Origin of the sequence: Sediminicola sp. YIK13 (assembly GCF_001430825.1) — a bacterium.
Taxonomy (GTDB): domain Bacteria; phylum Bacteroidota; class Bacteroidia; order Flavobacteriales; family Flavobacteriaceae; genus Sediminicola.
In genome coordinates this window covers 1760485-1782496 of sequence record NZ_CP010535.1, presented here as the reverse complement: position 1 = coordinate 1782496, position 22012 = coordinate 1760485, and the positions used below count along the sequence as shown (strand labels likewise).

16 protein-coding genes are annotated in these 22012 nt (G+C 40.0%); 11 read left to right on the top strand and 5 right to left on the bottom strand.

The features are described from left to right. Positions 1 to 31 precede the first annotated feature (31 nt). From SB49_RS07905 to SB49_RS07895, 3 genes are all read left to right on the top strand, one after another. A complete protein-coding gene (locus tag SB49_RS07905; protein WP_062055466.1) occupies positions 32 to 3055 on the top strand; it encodes a tetratricopeptide repeat protein in 3024 nt (1007 codons plus the stop codon). A gap of 25 nt (positions 3056 to 3080) precedes the next feature. Next, complete coding sequence (locus SB49_RS07900) at positions 3081 to 4835, top strand: TonB-dependent receptor (protein WP_062055464.1); 1755 nt, start codon at positions 3081 to 3083, stop codon at positions 4833 to 4835. 170 nt (positions 4836 to 5005) lie between these two features. Then, entirely contained in the window at positions 5006 to 5197 is a 192-nt protein-coding gene (locus SB49_RS07895) for a cold-shock protein (RefSeq protein WP_062055462.1), read from the top strand. A 121-nt stretch (positions 5198 to 5318) separates the two neighbouring features. On the opposite strand, the gene SB49_RS07890 is transcribed toward SB49_RS07895, so the two are convergent. Beyond that, positions 5319 to 6089, bottom strand: a complete 771-nt coding sequence (locus SB49_RS07890; RefSeq protein WP_145758366.1) for a hypothetical protein — start codon at positions 6087 to 6089, stop codon at positions 5319 to 5321. Positions 6090 to 6238: 149 nt separating this feature from the next. Here SB49_RS07890 and SB49_RS07880 point away from each other — a divergent pair, with 149 nt between their 5' ends. After that, positions 6239 to 8065 carry a DUF885 domain-containing protein gene (locus SB49_RS07880; protein ID WP_062055456.1) on the top strand — a complete coding sequence of 609 codons (1827 nt, stop codon included), beginning with the start codon at positions 6239 to 6241 and terminating at the stop codon, positions 8063 to 8065. Between the two features lie 89 nt (positions 8066 to 8154). Here the strand turns inward: SB49_RS07880 and SB49_RS07875 are convergent, their stop codons facing one another. After that, positions 8155 to 8946 (bottom strand): NIPSNAP family protein, encoded by a 792-nt coding sequence (locus SB49_RS07875; protein ID WP_062058993.1) that lies wholly within the window; start codon positions 8944 to 8946, stop codon positions 8155 to 8157. Positions 8947 to 9209: 263 nt separating this feature from the next. On the opposite strand from SB49_RS07875, the gene SB49_RS07870 reads away from it, so the two are divergent. The 4 genes from SB49_RS07870 (at position 9210) to SB49_RS07855 (ending at position 12872) form a co-directional block, all read left to right on the top strand. Then, the gene (locus tag SB49_RS07870) at positions 9210 to 10301 is read left to right on the top strand and encodes an OmpA family protein (RefSeq protein WP_062055454.1); all 1092 of its coding nucleotides are present in this window, start codon (positions 9210 to 9212) and stop codon (positions 10299 to 10301) included. Positions 10302 to 10518: 217 nt separating this feature from the next. Continuing rightward, positions 10519 to 10839, top strand: a complete 321-nt coding sequence (locus SB49_RS07865; protein WP_062058991.1) for a hypothetical protein — start codon at positions 10519 to 10521, stop codon at positions 10837 to 10839. A gap of 55 nt (positions 10840 to 10894) precedes the next feature. Next, a complete protein-coding gene (locus SB49_RS07860) occupies positions 10895 to 11110 on the top strand; it encodes an LPXTG cell wall anchor domain-containing protein (protein ID WP_062055452.1) in 216 nt (71 codons plus the stop codon). Between the two features lie 142 nt (positions 11111 to 11252). After that, a complete protein-coding gene (locus SB49_RS07855; RefSeq protein ID WP_062055450.1) occupies positions 11253 to 12872 on the top strand; it encodes an amidohydrolase in 1620 nt (539 codons plus the stop codon). Between the two features lie 23 nt (positions 12873 to 12895). On the opposite strand, the gene SB49_RS07850 is transcribed toward SB49_RS07855, so the two are convergent. Both SB49_RS07850 and SB49_RS07845 read right to left on the bottom strand, forming a co-directional pair. After that, the gene (locus SB49_RS07850; RefSeq protein ID WP_062055448.1) at positions 12896 to 15142 is read right to left on the bottom strand and encodes an FUSC family protein; all 2247 of its coding nucleotides are present in this window, start codon (positions 15140 to 15142) and stop codon (positions 12896 to 12898) included. A gap of 137 nt (positions 15143 to 15279) precedes the next feature. Beyond that, entirely contained in the window at positions 15280 to 15819 is a 540-nt protein-coding gene (locus SB49_RS07845) for a DUF2911 domain-containing protein (RefSeq protein ID WP_062055446.1), read from the bottom strand. Positions 15820 to 16059: 240 nt separating this feature from the next. Between SB49_RS07845 and asnB the strand changes: the two genes are divergently transcribed. The 3 genes from asnB (at position 16060) to SB49_RS07830 (ending at position 21160) form a co-directional block, all read left to right on the top strand. Beyond that, positions 16060 to 17730: an asparagine synthase B gene (asnB, locus tag SB49_RS07840; protein ID WP_062055444.1), complete on the top strand. Its 1671-nt coding sequence runs from the start codon at positions 16060 to 16062 to the stop codon at positions 17728 to 17730. Between the two features lie 313 nt (positions 17731 to 18043). Beyond that, on the top strand, positions 18044 to 19999 hold the full coding sequence (gyrB, locus tag SB49_RS07835) for a DNA topoisomerase (ATP-hydrolyzing) subunit B (RefSeq protein WP_062055442.1): 1956 nt from the start codon (positions 18044 to 18046) through the stop codon (positions 19997 to 19999). A gap of 144 nt (positions 20000 to 20143) precedes the next feature. Continuing rightward, positions 20144 to 21160, top strand: a complete 1017-nt coding sequence (locus tag SB49_RS07830) for a DUF6588 family protein (protein WP_062055440.1) — start codon at positions 20144 to 20146, stop codon at positions 21158 to 21160. Positions 21161 to 21566: 406 nt separating this feature from the next. On the opposite strand, the gene SB49_RS07825 is transcribed toward SB49_RS07830, so the two are convergent. Further along, a complete protein-coding gene (locus SB49_RS07825) occupies positions 21567 to 21941 on the bottom strand; it encodes a hypothetical protein (RefSeq protein ID WP_062055439.1) in 375 nt (124 codons plus the stop codon). Positions 21942 to 22012 lie beyond the last annotated feature (71 nt).

Genomic DNA, 22012 nt, shown 5'->3' with positions numbered 1-22012 from the left:
TACGGTTAATTTTAAACAGCTAGAGAACATTATGCGAAATAAAAAAACCGCTTTAATACTGTGTCTTACGGGGATGGTATGGATTGGCTATGGCCAAGAATCCAAGATCTACACCCATAATGAAAAGGATTATCAGGAAGCACTTACGCTTTACAATAACAAACAGTATCAGGCATCCCAGACTATTTTTGACAAGGTGAAATCCAACACCGATGATTTGGAGGTCCAGGCCAATAGTGCTTACTATGCGGCCAATGCCGCCATTCGGCTGAACCAGATTGGGGCAGATCGCCTTATGGAGGATTTTGTGGAACAGTATCCCACCTCTACCAAAAGAAATTCGGCCTTCTTTGATGTGGCCGATTATTATTTTGAAACTGGGAAATATCCGTATGCCTTAAAATGGTATGGGAAGGTAGACCAAGGTTCTATTTCCAGAGTAGATAGGGACCGTTTTAATTTTAATAACGGATACTCCCTCTTTTCTTCCAATAGATCCAAAGAAGCGGAACAATATCTTAATAAGGTTACCAATTCCCCTAAATATGGGTCACAGGCCAAATACTACCTGGGATTCATTGCGTATCAGAATGACGATTATGCAGGTGCCAGTGCCCGCTTTGATCAGATTACCGATCAAAGGCTATTGGATGAAAACCTATCCTATTACCAGGCTGATATGAACTTTAAGCTTGGTAATTTTGAAAAGGCCATCGAATTGGCTAAAAAACAATTGCCAAAGGCAGATAGATTGGAGATTTCTGAACTCAATAAAATTATCGGGGAGAGCTACTTCAACCTTAAACAGTACAGCAACGCCATTCCCTATTTGGAAGAGTACAAGGGCAAGAAAGGTAAATTGAGCAATACGGATTATTATTTCTTGGGCTATTCCTATTACAAACAGGGAGATTTTGCAAATGCCATTCAACAGTTCAATAAAATAATAGGAGGGGACAATAGCGTTGCCCAAAATGCCTATTATCATTTGGCGGAATGTTATTTGAAGTTGGACAAAAAGCAGGAAGCATTGAACGCTTTTAGAAATTCCTCCCAAATGGATTTTGTGCCGGAAATTCAGAAAGATGCCTATCTGAACTATGCGCGCTTGAGTTACGAAATTGGAAATGCCTACGAGAGTGTCCCCAAGGTACTGACAACCTATATGGAAAAATATCCAGGGAGTGCAGAGACCAAGGAAATCCAGGAACTTTTAGTGGATTCCTATATCACCTCAAAGAATTTTAAAGGGGCAATGACCCTCTTGGAAGAAAATAAAAATTACGCCAGCAAGGCCACGTACCAAAAAGTAGCCTACTATAGAGGGATTGAACTTTTTATAGATGCAGACTATCAAGGTGCTGTAGAGAATTTCAAAAAATCTTTGGCAAGTGCGGAAGATGGTACTTTTAAGGCCAGAGCACAATATTGGAAAGCCGAAGCCCAATATCTTTTGAACAATTATAAGGATGCCTTGGTAGATTTTGTCCAGTTCCAGGCCAACCCCAATGCACGCAACATCCCAGAGTACAGGGATCTGCCATATAATTTGGGATATACCTATTTTAAACTTAAGGACTATACCAATGCAGCTTCGTATTTTTCAAAATATTCCGCTGCAAATCCTTCGGACACCAATAAATTGCACGATGCCTATCTGCGTTTGGGAGATAGCCATTTTGTAAGCAGTAAATACTGGCCTGCCATGGAAGCCTATAATCAGGCATTGGCACTGAGTGGTCCGGAAAAGGATTATGCGGCATTCCAAAAAGCCCTTTCCTATGGGTTTGTGGATAGAACGGCTACCAAAATAGAAGAATTGAACAGTTTTACGACAAAGTATACTACTTCTACCCTAATGGACGATGCCCTTTTTGAATTGGGGAACTCCTACATAAAAGAGAACAAGATCGATCTAGGATTGCGATCTTATGACAAGTTGATCAGCCAGTACAAAGGAAGTTCCTTGGTGCCACAGGCGCTGATGCGCCAAGGCTTGGCGCACTATAATGCCAGTCAGAACGATCAGGCCTTGGGCAAGTTTAAAACCGTGGTGCGCGATTTTCCAAAAACGCAAGAAGCCATACAAGCGGTGGCCACAGCCAAATTGATCTATGTGGATCTGGGAAGGGTGAACGAATATGCCGACTGGGTAAAAAACCTGGATTTTGTGGAAGTGACCGATGCCGATTTGGACAATGCTACTTTTGAGTCTGCGGACAAACAGTATATAGAAGGGCGATCCGATGCTGCCATAAAAGGATATCAAAATTATATCCAACAATTTCCATCAGGCCTAAATGCCCTAAAAGCCAATCTTAATCTGGCCCAATTGTATTTTGCCAAAGGAGATAAAGAAAAGGCGCTAACCCATTACACCTTTGTAGCCAACAGAGGCGGAAGCGAATATTCAGAACAAGCGTTGACCCGGGTATGTGAAATTTATGTGGGTAATAAGAATTATACCGCGGCTATTCCGTTTTTGAGCCAATTGGAGAATACGGCCGACATCCAACAGAATATCACTTTTGCCCAATCTAACCTTATGAAAGGATATTACGAGCAAAAGAATTACGATAAGACCATTGCCTATGCAGAGAAGGTTTTGGCCACCTTTAAAATAGATGACCGCATCAAGAGTGATGCGCAAATTATGATCGCTAGATCGGCCATAGCTACCAATAATGAGGAAAGGGCACAAAAAGCTTATGGTGAAGTTTTAAAAATAGCTTCAGGTGAACTGGCTGCGGAAGCGTATTACTATGATGCCTATTTTAAAAACAAAGCGAAGAACTATGAAGCATCCAATGCATCGGTTTCCAAATTAGCTAAGGACTTTTCGGCCTATAAGGAATGGGGCGGTAAAGGATTGGTGATCATGGCCAAAAATTTCTATGCGTTGGGCGATGCCTTTCAGGCAACCTATATTCTGGAAAGTGTTATTACCAATTTCGGACAATATGCAGCGATAGTAAATGAAGCCAAACAAGAGCTTATCAAAATTAAAACCAAGGAGGCGGAGAGCAATTCATCTATCAATCCTGACAAGAATTAAATACACCTTGCAAAAAGAGAACACTATGCATAAGCAAATATATATAAGCATCCTTTCTATTATAGGCGTTTGTCAATTGGGGGTTTCCCAGGAGAAGGACAAAAATGATATCGGTACGGAAACAGTAACGGTGACCAAGGCGTACACCCCAACAGTCTCCGATGCCTTTAAAATTAAATCCATGCCCAACCTGAACGATTCCATCGTTCTGCAAAAGAAAAAGATCAATTACAATATTTTTTCCGTTCCCGTAGCTTCTACGTTTACCCCTGCGAAAGGCAAGGCAACGGAAGTACAGAAAGCCAAACCGGAAAAACTCTATAATTCCTATCTGGCCCTAGGTCTTGGAAACTATAACAATGCTATGCTCGATTTCTATACGAGCAGGGCGTTTAACCGTGATGAGCGTTTGGATATAGGGCTCAATCATTTTTCTTCTAGAGGGGATATAGATGGCACGGTCCTGGACAATGATTTTTACAATACCAAGTTAGACGCCTCCTACTCTAAAAAGGATAGGGATGTCAGTTGGGGCACAAACATAGGGCTACAGCATCAGATCTATAATTGGTACGGGATTCCCGAAGGAGCCTTTCCCGATGCCGTTGTTGCCGGAATTGATTCAAAACAAAATTATTACAATGCAGAATTGGGTGCAAATGTGAAAGTTAATGATGCCCTTTTTAAAGGTGCAGACTTGCTCTTAAGACGTTTTTGGGATGTAACGGATTCCGGTGAGAATAGATTTAAATTCCAGCCTGTTTTTGAATTTCCGCTAACAGATCAGTCTTTGACTATTTCAGGAAATTTCGACTATGTAGGAGGTGCTTTCAAAAATGCAGATGTCAACAATTCCAATAATACAGGGGATATCAATTACGGTCATTTTCAAGTAGGGGTAAGTCCAAGTCTTTTGATCGTAAGTGATGATGTAAGGATAAATTTAGGGGCCAACATAGTATATGGTATGGATACGGAAAATAGCGAGAGCAACTTTTATATCTATCCAGCAGTGACGGCATCCTATCGGGTCTTGGATGAAAACGTTATTGCCTATGGAGGAATAAAGGGGGATTTAAAGCAAAACTCCTTTTATGATTTTGTGGGAGATAATCCGTTTGTTTCCCCAACTTTGACGATTACCCCGACCGATAGGCAATACGATGCCTATATTGGACTAAAAGGAATGCTTCTTCCTAGCCTTAGTTACAATTTCAAAGGATCTTATACTGCAGAAAACAGAAAACCCCTGTTTAAGTTAAATCCCTCTAATGATTTTAGGAATGATGAAAAGGGGTATTACTACGGGAATTCCTTTGAAGTGTTTTACGATGATATAAAAACCTTGGGGATCTTTGGGGAATTGAACTTGGATATCAACCGAAATTTTTCCTTGGGTATCAATGCAGAAATATATGATTATGATACGGAAACAGATAACCCAGCTTGGAACCTTCCCAATATGACGGGTTCTCTTTTTATGGATTATCAAATTGATGAGCACTGGTATATGGGTGCCAACATTTTTTATGTGGGGGAAAGGGAAGACTTAAGTTCACAGGTGGTTCAAAACGTGCAGCCATCGCAATATCCATCAACCATTATTACGTTGGATGGTTATTTTGATGCCAATGCCCATATGGGATACCGATTTAACGAGCAATTTTCGGTGTTTTTAAAATTGAGCAATATCGCAAACAATGATTACCAAAGATGGGCCAATTATCCGGTGCAGGGCTTTCAAGCGCTGGCAGGATTTAAGTACAAGTTCGATTTCTAACCGTTATCCAGACTTGGAATTAGGAAACAAAAATTTGGTGCAATCCTTTATAGGTGAATGAATTAAGGGTGTTGTGGAGATACCAAAAATAAATATTGTGCTTTATAGTGCTAGTTAAAATAATTGGTAGCATCTTTGTATCAAATACGTATTAATTTTAAATTTTAACGATGAGTAAAGGAACAGTAAAATTCTTCAATGATACCAAAGGATTTGGTTTTATCGCAGAAGAAGGTTCTGGTAAAGAACATTTTGTACACATTTCTGGATTAGTAGACGAAATTCGCGAAGGCGATGAAGTTGAATTTGATCTTCAGGAAGGTAGAAAAGGATTGAACGCAGTAAATGTAAAAGTTATTTAATATATACTTTTTATTACATTAAACTAAAGCCTATCAGAAATGATGGGCTTTTTTTATGGATAAAACTTTGTCTTCCAAGGATTTCCAAGGAAAGTTTGGTACGGGTATCTTAGCACTTGGACTATCCTTTTCTGGTCCGTTTTCTCAGCTTCAAGAGTCGGTCTTCATAATAGGCTTTTAGCTCTTCCAAAAAGATCATAGGATCCTCGTAGTCCATAAGTACTTTGTAGGTGTGTTTGTTTTTGGCTTCCTCTAGGCGCATTGCCATTTTCTGGATTTCTAAAAGTAAATAGTTGTTCTTTGGTAGTATAATCTCCTTCTGTGGAACAATATGATCTGTAAGCAGATCGGTTCCTTGGAAAATATGTGCGTGAAATGCCCTTAGGGTTTCCAGATCCCCATTGGAGTAAATAGCAATAAGTTTAGTGGTTATGGTGGTAGCCAAGTCCAATTTATCTGCCTGCATGGAAAATTTATCCGGATGTACGTGCAGCATGGCCTCCCTGTAAAGTCGTTTTTTTTCTTGTTGTTCCTCAGGGTTGGTTATTGGGGTCTTTTTTATAGTAATGGTTTGCAGTCCATCTATTTCCCTATAATTTTTGCCGCGTTTCTTTTGGAGTAGCCTTTTTTCCTTTTTTGCAGCTTTTTGTTGCTTGTACAGCACTGTCAATTCCTGCTCTTCAATAAGGGCATTTTCCAGATGCGTCCTGAGGATATTCTCGAAGTTACCCGTCTTTAACAGAATGGCCTCCAACTCTTTGGTTAAGGATTCAAGTTGTGCTTGCAGCGTTTCTTGTTCTGATGTTTCATTTAATTTGGATGGATGTTTTTCACTCATGGGGATCAACTCGTATCGGCAAAGTTCGGGAACTTTTTCAAGACATGAACACATAGCTGCCTTTTCAAATTTCTATGACGTTTTGAGGGTCATGACCTATATTCTAAGTGATAATTTTATGGGTAAAAAATTATTGCAGCTGGATATTTTGGGTGGTTGGGATTCCTTTTTAATCCTTATTTTTGGCTCAAACCGATACTGATATGAAATACATACCAACAGCCTTTTTGTTATTGTTGCTTTTTTGTACCGCTTGTAAAAATAAAGAAGAGAAGGTGGCAGTGGTTGAGGTCATACCTATCGATAGCTTATTTCAAGAATATTATCAGTTCAAGTTGCGGATCAATCCCTTAGAGGCCACAAAATCTGGAGTAACTGGATATAATGATGTTTTAGCCGATTATATTTCAAAACCGTATCAGGAAGATCTGGAAGAGAACTATGATTATTTTTTAAATATGGCCAAAGCATATGATGAAGCCATATTGACCCCAGCCCAGGCTTTAAGTCTTAAGGTTTTGGCGTGGGATGCCGAAATAAAGCGGGAAGGCTTGACCAATAAATTGGTAACCATCCCTTCTCCCATGTTCGATCTTCCCACCTTTGAGCTAATACCCCTCAATCAAATATTTTCTTTTCATCTCGAAGTAGGGCTGCTGGCCAGTGGGGCAGGAGCGCAACCTTTTAATACGGTAGAAGATTATGAAGATTGGTTACAAAGGGTAGACGATTATTTGGAATGGTTGGATACGGCCATATTAAATATGCAACGTGGGATAGATAAGGATGTGGTGCTGCCCAGGGTGATTATTCAAAAAGTATTGGAACAATTGGAGGGTTTTGCAACAGCTGAAGCAGAAGACCATCTGTTCTATGCCCCTATTAGAAACATCCCTGAAAATTTTTCTGAAGAGGATAGGATTAGATTCAAAGATGCCTATAGAAATATGATCTTGGATGATATATCCCCTGCCCATGAAAAATTAAAACTCTTTTTGTTGGAGGAATATCTGCCAGTAGGTACTGAGACTGTAGGACTATCAAAACTCCCCCATGGGAAACAGGCGTATAAATATTTGATTAAATACCATACGACCACCAATTTGTCAGCCGAAGAAATCCACGAATTGGGTTTGGAGGAAGTTGCCAGGATCAGGAGTGAAATGGAATTGATCAAAGATTCTGTTGGCTTTGAGGGCGACTTAAATAGTTTTTTTGAGTTCGTGAGAAACAGTAAGGATCAAATGCCATTTAATGAACCTGAAGAGGTTATAGCAAACTTTAAGGCTATCCACAAACGGATGCAGCCCAATCTGTCCAAATTGTTCGATTTGAAACCTAAGAGCCAATTTGAAGTTCGAAGGACAGAAGCCTTTAGAGAAGCATCTGCAAGTGCGGAATATTTTACAGGAAGCAAGGATGGGTCCAGGCCAGGTACTTTTTATGTGCCAATTCCAGATGTGGCCACATATAATAAATTCATGGATGAAGCTTTGTTTTTGCATGAAGCTATTCCGGGACATCACTATCAATTGTCCTTGCAACAGGAAAATAAGAAGCTGCCTTCCTTCTTGCATGGAGAAGGAATGGGGGTTTTTGTAGAAGGTTGGGCCCTGTACTGTGAATCCTTGGGCAAGGAATTGGGATTGTATACAGATCCGTACCAGTATTTTGGAATGCTGAGCATGGAGATTCATAGGGCTATCAGATTGGTGGTGGATACAGGGATACATGCCAAGGGATGGACAAGGGAAGAGGCAATACAATATTCATTGGAGAACGAAGCGGAATCCGAAGCGGATATCATTTCGGAAATTGAGCGCTATATAGTTGCCCCGGGACAAGCCCTTTCTTATAAAATTGGACAGTTGAAGATCAGGGAACTCCGAACCAGGGCAGAAACCGCCTTGGGCGATGCCTTTTCAATCAAAGAATTCCACAACCAAATATTAAGTTCAGGAAGTCTGCCTTTGGTATTGCTAGAAGAAAAAATTGAGAAGTGGATAGAAAAAGAGAAATACAACCGTTAAGGAGCAGCTCGGAAACCTTTTATCTTTACCATGTAATAAATTAGGTTATAGCAATAGGCAACCTAAGCATCTATTTGCATTAGGACTAATCAATAATCCGAATAGTCTGTAGGGTAAAGGAAGATTTGTTGGTTCAGGGATACGTTGTTCTGATATTCAGGTAAAGCAGATAGGTATTTCCAGGTAGGGGAGTCAACGAACAATTTCCAATGGGCGTCCCTGCTTTCTTGATTTGCAAATGTGGTCATATACATTAGGTTCGGCATCTGACTCCCGGAAAGTACCTCCCCATAGAACACGGCATTAAATCCTAATTCATTAAATAGGGTTATTTCCCCTCCTTCATTGAACATTTTAACCTTATTGCGATACAGCTCTTCCGTGGGTGATTCGTAACTGCGTAGTTCATAGACCCTTTCAGTTCTGGGGCCATCTAAGGGGGAGGGTTTTAAAACGGGCATGTCCTTAAATGCCTTTAAAAGGGTGGATGAAATCCTGAGATATGGTGCTTTGTCATAAGGGGCCTGAAGATATTCCTTGCCTTGAATTAGATAGTCCCCATCTTGTGCCAGTTTTTGTTCCAAACTTTCAAATTGGGCAAAATCTTTAAAAGGGATTAAAACCAATAGTTGGTTTAAGGTATCCTTTTCATTGGGTCTTGTTTTGAAAACGCCAACGCGCTCTATTTTTAATTTTTTTAAAGCAGGGATGAAGGCTTTTTGGAGATAATCATGAGTCAATTGTTCCTGGGTCCCATTTTCAAAAGTATAGGTCTTCAGTTGAAAGAGTTCTCGTTTTTCTACCTGTGCCTGTAATACGCTGGAAAATAAAATTAGGAGTGCGGTTAACCTGAAAGTATGCATACAGAGAATGGACTTCATGGCGTTTTGTTTTGGCTTGAACATAAAAGTAACCTAGTTGCGATTGAAAACCTAAATTACACAATATTTCTTCTTTAGCATAAGCTGACCAGGGCTTTTAAAGCTCCTTTTTCAAACAGGGATATCCCACATATCATAACAGGAATAGTGTATAGATTTTATTCCATCTATTTATTTGCTAAATTAGGGCTAGTATAGGGAGGCCTTTTTAAATTTGAAAAAAGGTGTTGGCAATTCAGAATTAAAAGAAAGCGAAATATATAATGTTCCAAAGATTAAGACCTTTATTGACTCTAATTTTGTTGGTGAATGTTTCTTTGGGCACAGCTCAGAATCTTATTAAAAATCCAAGTTTTGAAATACATTCCGAATGCCCGAAAAGGATGGGGAATTTTAATATAGATTTACCACATTGGAGCACCCCCACAAGAGGAACTACGGATTACTTCAATTCTTGCAGTGAGTTAATGGGGATTCACGAAAATTTTAAAGGAACACAAGAGCCATTTCATGGCAAGGGCTATGCCGGTTTTTATGTGATCGCACCTGAGGATTATAGGGAGTACATACAGGCTGAAACTACTAGAACCTTAGAGAAGGGCAAAAAGTATAGGGTTTCATTTTATGTGAGTCTGGCAGAAAAATCAGATTATGCCATCCGAAATCTCGGGGTGCTGTTTGCTGAAAAAAAGATCTCCCTCAACAATAAAAATTACCTGTCCAAGTCACAGATTTATGCCATTGACGACAACTCCTTTAATTTTCAGGAAATTAATGGTTCAAAATTCCTTTCCAACGATAAAAAATGGGTAAAGCTCAGTACAGAGTTTGTTGCCGAGGGCACAGAGAATTATATGATTCTGGGGAATTTTGACAACAATGCCTCTACGAGGAAAATAGACACAAAAAAGGATCTGAAGATTGGGGCTTATTATTATATAGATATGGTTTCTCTAGTTGGGACCGATCCAGTGTCCATGTCTGTGGAAGAAGATTATGAACTGGATATTACACATATTTTTAAGGATGTATTATTTGAATTTGATAGATCCCATCTTCTTGATTCCGAAAAGAAGGGAATAGAGGCACTCTATGCCTACCTACAAGCAAATAGTTCTTTAAAAGTTACTATTAAGGGCCATACGGACAAGATTGGATCTGCCACATACAATAAGAAACTTTCCACCAAAAGAGCTGAGGCAGTGTCCAGGTACTTGATAAAATTAGGACTTGAAGAAAATAGAATCACTTGGAATGGCTACGGGGCCACAAAACCTATACGGGAGAATACCACGGCCCAAGGAAGACAACGAAACCGAAGGGTGGAATTTGTGATAACCCAGGATTTGGAATAATTGAGATAAGCATCTTAGCCTCTTTTGGTTAACTGATTTATATGAGGTCTTTAGAAATTGGAAATACTGAATTGTGTAAATGCTCTAAAGCGCTAAAATTAATAACTTATGGTTTAAACTTTGAGTTAATAATTTATTGTTTATAGTTAACATCATATTAAAAAATAGTCCAATTTTAATGGTGCCTAAAAAAAACGAAAGGCCTAAACCAAACCCTATGAAAAAATATTCTATTTATTTGATGATGGCTTTTACTATGTTATCATTAATCCCCTCAAATGCGATGGCTGTAAATGAACCAGCAACAGAATTAATGTCTACTACCACTGCTGATAATGCGGCCTTGGCTAAGACCCTTTTGGCCAGATTGGATGAGATCAAAGCCATGGACAAATCAGACTTATCACGTTTGGAAAAAAAGGCGTTGCGCATAGAAGTTCGTGAAACAAAAGCAGAACTAAAATCCATGAATGGTGGAGTTTATCTTTCCGTTGGTGCTGTAATCATCATTATTCTTCTTTTAATCCTTTTGCTTTAAGCCTTGGTTCAAAGTAATTTTTTATCTAATTTATTAAAACTGATAAATCTTTAACATGCAAAAAAAAACTATCGGGATGGTATTGATCGTCCTAGGAATTTTGATGATGGTATACACCGGATTTAATTTTGTGACCAAAGAAAAAGTAGTGGATCTCGGTCCTATTGAAATTAGCCAAAAAACAAAGCATCCAGTACAATGGTCGCCTATTCTAGGTGTAGCTTTACTCATTGGGGGAGCATTTCTTACGCTAAGTAAAAAAAAGTCTTAATTGAGAATTTAAAAAGTTCCATTTTAGTTTTAAATGTCCATCGCAATATCAATGCGATGGACATTTTTTTTTGCTAAAACATTGTGAATTGACAGTGTGCTGGTCGTAATTCATTATTTTTGGTAAAATCAATTTAAATTCCATGAAAAAACTTCTACTTCTTGTGGCCATCTCTTTGGCCAGTTGTGCACCAAACAAAATAACCGTTGACCTAATTGTTCAGGATGCACATATTTATACGGTCAATGATACTTTTGAAAAAGCAAGTGCCTTCGCTGTCAAGGATGGAAAATTTGTGGCCGTGGGTACTTCGGACGAAATCAATAATAAATATACTTCATTAAAAACCATTACAGCTGGTGGTAAGACCATAATCCCTGGTTTGATTGATGCCCATTGTCATTTTTATGGACTAGGGCTCAACCAGCAAATTGTGGATTTGGTGGGGACCAAAAGCTATCAGGAAGTACTGGATAGGGTCCAGGAGTTTCAATCCAAAAACCCTGTGGATTTTATAAGAGGTAGGGGATGGGACCAGAATGATTGGGAAGTGAAGGAATTCCCAACAAAAACAGGATTGGATGCGCTATTTCCAAATACACCCGTGGCCTTGGAACGTGTAGACGGTCATGCATATTTGGTAAATCAAAAAGCCTTGGATATGGCAGGGATCACTTCCAATACAAATGTTAGTGGCGGAGAGATTGTAAAAGAGAATGGCCAGATCACAGGGATATTGGTAGATAATCCCATGGGAATGATAGATGCCGTGGTTCCTAAGCCGAACAGGGCAACCCAAATACAGGCACTCAAAGATGCCGAACGTATCAGCCTTAGCTATGGACTTACCACAGTCAATGATGCCGGTCTGGACCGAAGCACTATTGAGCTGATAGATAGTCTGCAGCAGGCAGATGACCTTTCCATTAGGGTCTATGCCATGGTGAGCAATACCCCCGAAAATCTTGATTATTATTTAAATAAGGGCATTGTTAAGACCGAAAAGCTTAATGTAAGATCTATAAAAGTATACGGTGATGGGGCCTTAGGTTCCAGAGGGGCAGCTTTGAAGGAAGCCTATTCCGATAAGCCCGGACATTTTGGTGCCATGGTTACCTCAGTAGCCGATATACAGGCCCTAGTGGATAGGATCGCAGCTACAGACTATCAAATGAACACCCATGCTATTGGGGATTCGGCAAACGTAGTTGTCTTAAAGGCGTATGCCGAGGCATTGAAAGGTAAAGAGGACAGACGATGGAAAATAGAGCATGCGCAAGTGATTGCCCCGGAAGATTTTGATTATTTTGAATTGGGAATTATTCCTTCCATTCAACCAACCCATGCTACAAGTGATATGTATTGGGCCGCTGATAGATTGGGGAAAGAACGTGTAAAAGGCGCCTATGCTTTTAAAGAATTATTAAATCGCGCCGGGAAGGTGGCATTGGGAACAGATTTTCCCGTGGAGCAAGTGAGTCCTTTCCTAACCTTTTATGCGGCAGTGGCAAGAATGGATACCGATAACTATCCTGAAGGAGGATTCCAGATGAAAGATGCCCTGTCCAGAAGGGAAGCCTTAAAAGGGATGACCATTTGGGCGGCCTATTCAAATTTTGAGGAGAACGAAAAAGGAAGTATCGAAGTTGGTAAAATGGCCGATTTTGTCATTTTAAATGATGATATCATGACCGTTCGCAAGAATAGTATTCCAAATTTAAGCGCCGAGCAAGTATTTATAGACGGCAAAAAAGTCAACTAAAAAGTCAACCAATAATAAGAGGATCACCCGCTAAATACAGTTTCGTATTTAGCGGTATTCTTTTTTAAATCTTCTGAGAGGCTTTTGAGCCATATCAATTGATTGGAGATTAAATGGGCCTCTTGTAATAATACCTTCATTTCTTGATCAATAACGGTCACGCCGGCCAGTACTTGCGCATTGCGTTCTTTAACTAGGGCATTATAAGAATCTTGAAGCTCTTTTTTGGCGGTTTCCATATCAATATGATCCAATAGTTCAGGTTTTTTTTCTTTATCCAATAAGGCTTCCGTCTCTTCCAAATTATTATGGATATTGGCGATAAAGGCATCAAAATGTATACTGGGTTCGGTGGTTTTATGATTTTGTATAAAACTTCCCAAGGAGGCCAGAGCAGATAGAAAGGTGTTGTTCAAGGTCACTATGTCGTAGGTAAGTCCCATTTCTTTTTGTTTCGATTTTGGGTCCTGTGTCATACGTTGGAAGGCTGCATTTAAATTGCTTATCGCTAAAAATGCTTCCTTTCTGGGCATTTTATAATCTAGTTCCGTAATTTCTTTGGAGTGGTAAAGCCTTTGGATCGCCAACAAATATGATTTGTTCTTTTTGATCATTGCCTTTATAAAACCATCGATGTTCATAAACTCCCAGGTAGGCCATAGGGTATAATTTGCAATAACAGCCAAGCCTGCGCCTATTGCCGTATCCAAAATCCTATATTGGACCACCTGGAAACTATTTGGATTGATGAGGGCATAGACAAAGATGATGAAAAGGGTTATAAATGCGGCGGCTGAACGGTAGCTCTGTACGATGAGTGAAAATGCCAGGGTTAAAGAGATCACCGCCAGTATTTGATAAACCATGGTGTTACTGGTCACCAAGATGATCAAAACTGCTACTGCTGCTCCGATCAGGGTGCCGATGATACGCTCCTTGGCACGCGACTTGGTAAGACCATAACTTGGTCGCATTAGCACGATCAAGGTAAGTACGATCCAATATGGATTTCTGATTCCCAGCAAGGTCCCTAATAAAAATCCAACTCCAACGGCAATGGTCAGCCTAAGGGCATGCCTACAGATGGGAGAATTTATACTTAAATTTTGTAAAAGGATGTTCAAGCTGTATTCCTGGGTAGTTATAAATTGATGGGCATCCTTTCTTTTGAGGGCTATTTTATTGGCCTTGCCAACATTCGCCATGACTCTTCTTATAGAGCGAACCTTTTCAATTTGCTGCTCTTGGTAATCCAATAAATTTCTAAGGATAATGGCACCCTCACGACCTTTTGGCAAGGGCACTTCAGATAGATAATCCCGTATGGCATTTTGGGCCTTTTCAATAGCTTCCAAAAGTTCATCCTTGCTCTGTATTTTTTTATTGCGCACTAGGATTTCCGAAAGTACCTGTAAATGGTTGCCCATGGTTATATTCAATTTCCTAAAGGGAAGCAAATGGTGTTGGTCTCCAAAAAGATCATCAATTTGGTTGTAATTCAAGGTGTTTGCTAGTGCCAGTTCCAGGATATCTACCAAGGTTATTAGGATAAGCACTCTTTTTTCGTCAAAACCAGAACGACCAATTTTTTTCCGTTCACTCAGGAGCAGTTCTCTAAGGGTTTCGTGTTTTTCGGTCAATTGGGTCTGAAGGTGAAGTATCTCACCAAGTAATTTTTCCCTCTTGGTCCTTTTGGTCAATAATTTCCCCCTAACTTTCAGATAGCTTCCGGTGAGATATAAGGTCTCGGATAATAATTGATCTTCATCTTTTTTAGGGGATAACCATTGGAATGCCCAAGACATGATCAGGAACCAAAGTCCACCAACACCAATAAGGCCAACATGCAGCCAAATGCCAAATTCAGAAATGTCCCTGGCAAGGGCCAAAGTCATTGCTAAGAGTCCTGCGAAGGCAATTAATGAACCCCTAAACCCGTAAGCGGCGATCAAGGAAACAAAAAAGGAAACAAAAAGCAAGGCCGCGATTAGGACTACAAAATGAACCTTGGAGTAATTAATGATCAATGTGACAAGCATGGTGAGGCCAATACTCAAAAGCGTGCTGATATTCTTTCTTTTAAAAGTTCCAGGAGTATTACTGGGGGCATTGAGAAAAACACCCATGGCAATGGATATGCCGTAGGCCAAATGTCCGGCAATATCAAAACTGATCAAGGGGATGAGCACAGCCACTGTTAAAAGAATCCCTCTATAAAAGTTGGAGCTTTTAAGAAATAGCCAAGCCCATTTTAGGTAGTCTTTTAGCATAGGTCAAAGTTAATTACTTATGGTGTGGAGCTTCTAATTTATAAGGTAATATTGAAAGGTATTTTAATGGCGATGGTTTATCAATAAAAAAAACCGAAGCAAATGCCCCGGTTTTTAAATATTGTATTTTGTGATGATTACATAGGTACGCTGAAAGGAACCGTTACTCTAGTGGTGCCCCAGCCCATTACCAAATTACCGTTATTGTCTTCATCAAACGTAATAGAGAAGGCTTCCAAAGATTCCGCGCCTTTACTGACCTTGCCCATAACTCTGGCAACATCTGCACTTTCATCGTAAGAATAAGCACCCCATTGGTTCAATTTACTGTTTATGATCACTGTCCAATTATCTGCTCCTGGAATTGTGAACAAAGAATAAGTACCAGGAGAAACCATTTTATCACCAATTTTAACTGTTGTGTATAATGTAAGTTCTGCTGATTCATTTGCGCCTGTTCTCCATACTTTACCTGCTGGGGCCAATTCTGATAAAGATCGCCCATTTAGCTGAGGTCTGCTGTATACAATTTTGGCATATTTATCTGCGATTTTGTAGCTCGATGGGTACGCTGCGATGTCAGCTGGACTCTTGTCCATGCCACTGAACTTTTGTGCAGTAGCTGAAGTGAAAGTAAAAGCTAATGCAATAACGGCTAGTGTGATTAATTTTTTCATTGTTGAAAATATGTTAGTTATAACGTAAATGGAGTATCCATTGTTTGCGCTTATAAATGTCGGAAAAGTTTCATGAACTTACAAAATGTTCTTATTAAAAGCCAGTTTAGTCTTGGTTGGTTATATATGTATTGTTAATTATTATATATTGTTACATATTGTAACCTATATTGTATTTTGTGTTTTACGAATGAAACATTAAGTGCATCTTTGCTTTATAATTGATATAAATTCATTGTTATGTGTGGAATAGTTTGTGCGTTTGATGTTAAGGAGAGCACAGAAGTGTTAAGACCTCAATTATTGGAAATGTCCAAAAAAGTGAGGCACAGGGGTCCAGATTGGAGCGGGATATATTCAGACGACAAGGCTATTTTGGCCCATGAGCGTTTGGCTATTGTAGATCCGGCTTCCGGAAAACAACCCTTGGTTAGTGAAGACAAAAAATTAATACTTGCCGCCAATGGTGAAATATACAACCACAGGGAACTGCGCAAGCAATTTGAAGGCACCTACAATTTTCAGACCGAATCTGACTGTGAGGTTATCTTGGCTCTTTATAAGGAAAAAGGGGCAGAATTCTTGGATGAGATGAACGGGATTTTTGGTTTTGCAATTTACGACGCTGAGAAAGATGAGTATTTTGTGGCCAGGGACCATATGGGTATTATTCCTCTGTATATGGGATGGGACCAAAACGGAACGTTCTATGTGGCTTCTGAATTAAAAGCTTTGGAAGGTACCTGTACAAAAATTGAACTTTTTCCTCCAGGGCATTACTTGCACAGTAAAGATGGGGAATTGAAACGTTGGTATTCCAGGGATTGGATGGATTATGAAGCGGTAAAAGAAAACAAGACCAGTATAGACGAAATTAAGGTTGCCCTAGAGGCAGCTGTCCACAGGCAGTTGATGTCTGATGTGCCTTACGGGGTTTTGCTTTCTGGCGGGTTGGATTCTTCAGTTACTTCTGCCATTGCAAAGAGATATTCACAAAAGAGAATTGAGTCCGATGATACCACTGAAGCTTGGTGGCCACAATTGCACTCCTTCTCAGTAGGATTGGAAGGATCTCCGGATTTGGCAGCGGCACAGAAAGTGGCAAAACATATTGGAACCATACATCACGAAATAAAATTTACCATCCAGGAAGGTCTGGATGCCATTAAGGATGTGGTCTACAACCTGGAAACCTATGATATCACTACCATTAGAGCTTCAACGCCTATGTATCTAATGGCTAGGGTAATAAAATCCATGGGAATTAAAATGGTGCTATCGGGAGAAGGAGCAGATGAGCTTTTCGGTGGATACTTGTATTTTCATAAGGCACCAAGTCCTAAGGATTTCCATGAGGAAACAGTCCGTAAATTAGACAAGTTGCATATGTACGATTGCCTAAGGGCCAACAAATCACTGGCAGCTTGGGGAATTGAAGGCAGGGTTCCATTTTTGGATAAAGAGTTTATGGATGTTGCCATGCGCATCAACCCAAAAGATAAGATGATCAATGGGGAACGCATGGAGAAATGGGTGGTCCGTAAAGCATTTGAGGACATGCTTCCAGAGAGCGTGGCCTGGAGACAAAAGGAACAATTCTCGGATGGGGTAGGATATAGCTGGATCGATACCTTGAAAGAGATGGTCAACAGGGAGATAACGGATGAGCAATTTGCAAATGCCAAATACAGATTTCCTTTGCAGACGCCAACCAGTAAGGAGGAGTTCTATTACAGAACAATCTTCGAATCCCATTTCCCTTCCGATGCGGCCGCATTATGTGTGCCATCGGTACCTTCTGTGGCATGCAGTACGCCTGTGGCTTTGGAGTGGGATGAGGCCTTTAAGAACATGAACGATCCTTCGGGTAGGGCAGTGGCAAAAGTACATTCCGATGCCTATCAGAAGTAACTATTTTAGTAGTTTGAATTAGCAAGCTGTTTTTTAGTCAGTTTTTAATTATAATTAGTCCTTAAGAAGCGCCTTTTAAAGGTGCTTCTTTTGTTTGTGTTATTTATGATTTAAAGAAACAGTATAAATTTCTCCATTTGGACCTGTTTTAAGCTATTTTAAGCGTAATTCTCAAATTTTTGAGGGTTACCTACATTTTCCACAATTTTTGTTGATAACTTAAAGGGCTATAAGGGGTATAAAAACCGTAATCTGAGGGGTATTGCTTATATTTGTAGGATTGCTAAAATTACAATGAAACAACCATTAATTTATGAGCGAAGAAGCAAATAAAGGAGAGCAAAAAAAGAACAATTATTCAGCAGATAGTATTCAGGCCCTAGAGGGAATGGAGCATGTGCGTATGCGTCCTTCCATGTATATTGGGGATGTAGGTGTTAGGGGACTTCACCATTTGGTATATGAGGTAGTGGATAACTCCATTGATGAGGCCATGGGGGGTCACTGTGATACCATTTCTGTTATTATAAACGAAGATAATTCTATAACCACAAAAGATAACGGTAGGGGTATACCCGTAGACCTTCACAAAAAGGAAGGAGTATCTGCCCTGCAGGTCGTAATGACCAAAATTGGTGCCGGTGGTAAATTTGATAAAGATTCCTACAAGGTTTCCGGTGGACTTCACGGTGTTGGGGTATCGGTAGTAAATGCACTTTCCAACCACCTTAGGGCTACGGTCTATAGGGATGGTGTTATATGGGAGCAGGAGTATGAAAGAGGTAAAGCCTTGTATCCTGTAAAAAGTATCGGTGAAACTGATGAAAGGGGTACGGTAGTGACATTTTCTCCTGATGATTCAATCTTTACCCAAACCATAGAATTTAGTTATGAAACCTTGGCAAATAGGATGCGTGAGCTGTCCTTTTTGAACAAAGGCGTAGCTATTACTTTGACGGATAAACGTCAAAAAGATGACAAAGGGGAGTATGTAAGTGAACGTTTCTATTCGGAAGAAGGACTAAAAGAGTTTATCAAGTTTCTAGATGGAAACCGAGAGCCTCTAATTAAGACTGTTATCGCCATGGAAGGGGAAAAGAACGAAATTCCCGTAGAAGTAGCCATGGTCTACAATACATCCTATACGGAGAACTTACACTCTTATGTAAACAATATCAATACCCATGAAGGAGGTACGCACCTTTCTGGTTTTAGAAGGGGTCTGACCACTACCTTAAAGAAGTATGCCGATGCTTCAGGAATGTTGGAAAAATTGAAGTTTGAGGTTCAAGGGGACGACTTTAGGGAAGGTCTTACGGCCATTGTTTCCGTAAAGGTGGCAGAACCACAATTTGAAGGACAGACCAAGACGAAATTAGGGAACAGGGAAGTATCTGCAGCTGTAAGTCAGGCAGTATCTGAAATGTTGACCGATTATCTTGAAGAAAACCCTGAAGATGCCAAAATCATCGTTCAGAAAGTGATCCTGGCAGCACAAGCAAGACATGCCGCTACCAAAGCACGGGAAATGGTGCAGCGTAAAACGGTAATGAGCATAGGTGGACTTCCTGGGAAACTATCGGATTGTTCCGAACAGGATCCTGCTCTTTGTGAAGTATTCCTGGTAGAGGGAGATTCGGCAGGGGGTACGGCCAAACAAGGTAGGGACCGTAATTTTCAAGCGATCCTTCCTTTGCGTGGTAAGATTCTGAATGTAGAAAAAGCCATGCAACACAGGGTTTTTGAAAACGAAGAGATCAAGAACATCTACACGGCCCTTGGGGTAACCATTGGGACCGAGGAAGATAGCAAGGCCTTGAACTTGGATAAATTGAGATATCATAAGGTAGTCATCATGTGTGATGCCGATGTTGATGGTAGCCATATTGAAACGTTGATCCTTACTTTCTTCTTCCGTTATATGAGGGAGTTGATCGAAGGAGGTCACGTTTATATCGCAACACCACCGCTTTATTTGGTGAAAAAAGGTACTAAAAAACGCTATGCATGGTCCGATAAGGAGCGTGATGAGATAGCAGAGAGTTTCAATGGTAGTGTTGGGATTCAACGTTATAAAGGTCTTGGAGAGATGAACGCAGAACAGTTGTGGGATACCACAATGAATCCTGAATTCAGAACACTTAGGCAGATCACCATAGACAATGCTACGGAAACCGATAGGGTCTTTTCCATGTTAATGGGTGATGAGGTTCCCCCAAGAAGGGAATTCATTGAGAAAAATGCTGTTTATGCCAATATTGACGCATAATAAGAAAATAGGTTTACAATAAAAACTCGCACCTTCCGTGCGAGTTTTTTGATTTAAGTCACTTTTTTATTTGATAACACCACTTTCAGCACAATTATTTTCATCTTTTTGGGTTATATGTAAAGTAAAAAAAACCCCAATTAGATGAAAAAAATACTTTTGCTACTATGTTTGACCACCGCTATGGTCAGTTCTGCACAGTCCAATCCAAATGATATTTTTGCTGCCGGAATAGATGATGCAGAACAATTTCTGAATGATTATTTAAATCCAGTCTCCGAAGGAGCGCTGTACAGTATTTCCAACGGATGGTACAATACTGCAGATGCCAAACCATTGTTGGGATTTGAAATATCCATCATTGGTAACATGACCTCTTTTAAGAATAAGGAAGATAAACAGTCCTTTGTACTGAACACCGCCGATTATGAAAATTTACAATTTGTAGATGGGAGTACCTCCAGAACCGTTTCAACGGCATTAGGTGATATTGAGGGTGTAAGGGTCTTTGTTGAAGGAGAGGTTGCCCCAGGGGTAACTACCAGAGAGGAATTTGATCTTCCTTCCGGATTGGCCGCTGAAGGAGTTAATTTTGTGCCTTCCGCTTATTTACAGGTGAGTATGGGACTTATCAAAGGCACTGAGGTTAAGGTTAGGTTCTTGCCAAAAATAGAAACCGAAGATGTGTCCGTAGGCTTATACGGTGTTGGGATTCAACACGAACTGACAAAACACTTGCCTGCAGATAAAGTATTGCCAATAGCCGTTTCTGCCGTGGTGGGATATACCCATTTGAGTGGCACCTATGATTTTACCAATACCAATGTGGTGCAGGGAGAGAATCAAAAAGTAGACACCAATATGGATACTTGGGCATTTCAAGCAGTGGTATCCACTAAACTTCCCATTATTAATTTTTATGGTGGATTAGGGTATATGACAGGAAAATCCAATACGGATATCTTGGGAACCTATAGGGTGCAGTCAGGCCCTTTTCAATCCCAAACCTATACAGATCCTTTTTCTTTCCAAACGGAAGTAAGTGGGGTTACAGCTAGTATTGGAACCAAATTGAAACTGGGCTTCTTTAGGTTGAACGTGGATTATACCCTTGCTGAATTCAACAACCTAGCGGTTGGTGTCAACTTCGGGTTTAGGTAGAGAACGAAATGTATTCATACAAAAAGGGCGCGAAGATATCTTCGCGCCCTTTTTGTTTTTAATCATCAAGCAACCCATCAAAAGTCTCAATTGACATTAAAAAAGGCAAGCTGTGCAGGTTTACAGGGATGCTATGTATAATTTGTCGACTATCCCATATATAATTGAATATCACTGCCAGTGTTGTATTAAGGAATAAGGAGAGCTTGGTAAGTGTGTAAGATTATTGTTTGGAGATCATAAATATCTCTAGAGATAGCTATTCCAGCCTATTTGATTTTATATAGAAAGGATAATAAGTAAATGGGGTCCATTTAATTCAATGGACAATAGGAGTCTTGGTATGTGCAAAAAAAAGTGCTCCAGAACGTTAACTGGAGCACTTTTAATATTTTAAAAACTATTTTTATTCCCGCACGGCAAGGATTTCTTCCTCTTCGATTGCCAATAAAACAATGCCTTCTTCGGATTCTTCCATGGTCACAATATCATCCTTGAAATCTGTTCCTGGATAGGAAATGATGTAAACATCATCGGTCTTTTTCCATTTAAAATCGGTTTGGACTTTGATTTCATGTCCTTGATAATTGTGGTACCTACCTAGATAGGCGTCATTAAAGATCCATTCTTGTCGCCCTGTAGGGCCTTTGGTACTTGTTTTCGCAGATATGGTTTCATCGGACCAGATCCCAATTACGGGGTCATTGTTTTCTGCTATTTTAGAGCAGGCAAAAATGGTCAACAAAACTGCCATAGCCATGAAAAGTGCAAACTTTTTCATAATTAGGTTTTGTAGGATTCGGGTCTTAGGTTAACGTACTTTTTTGTGGGGCTATTGTAAAAATTCGATGA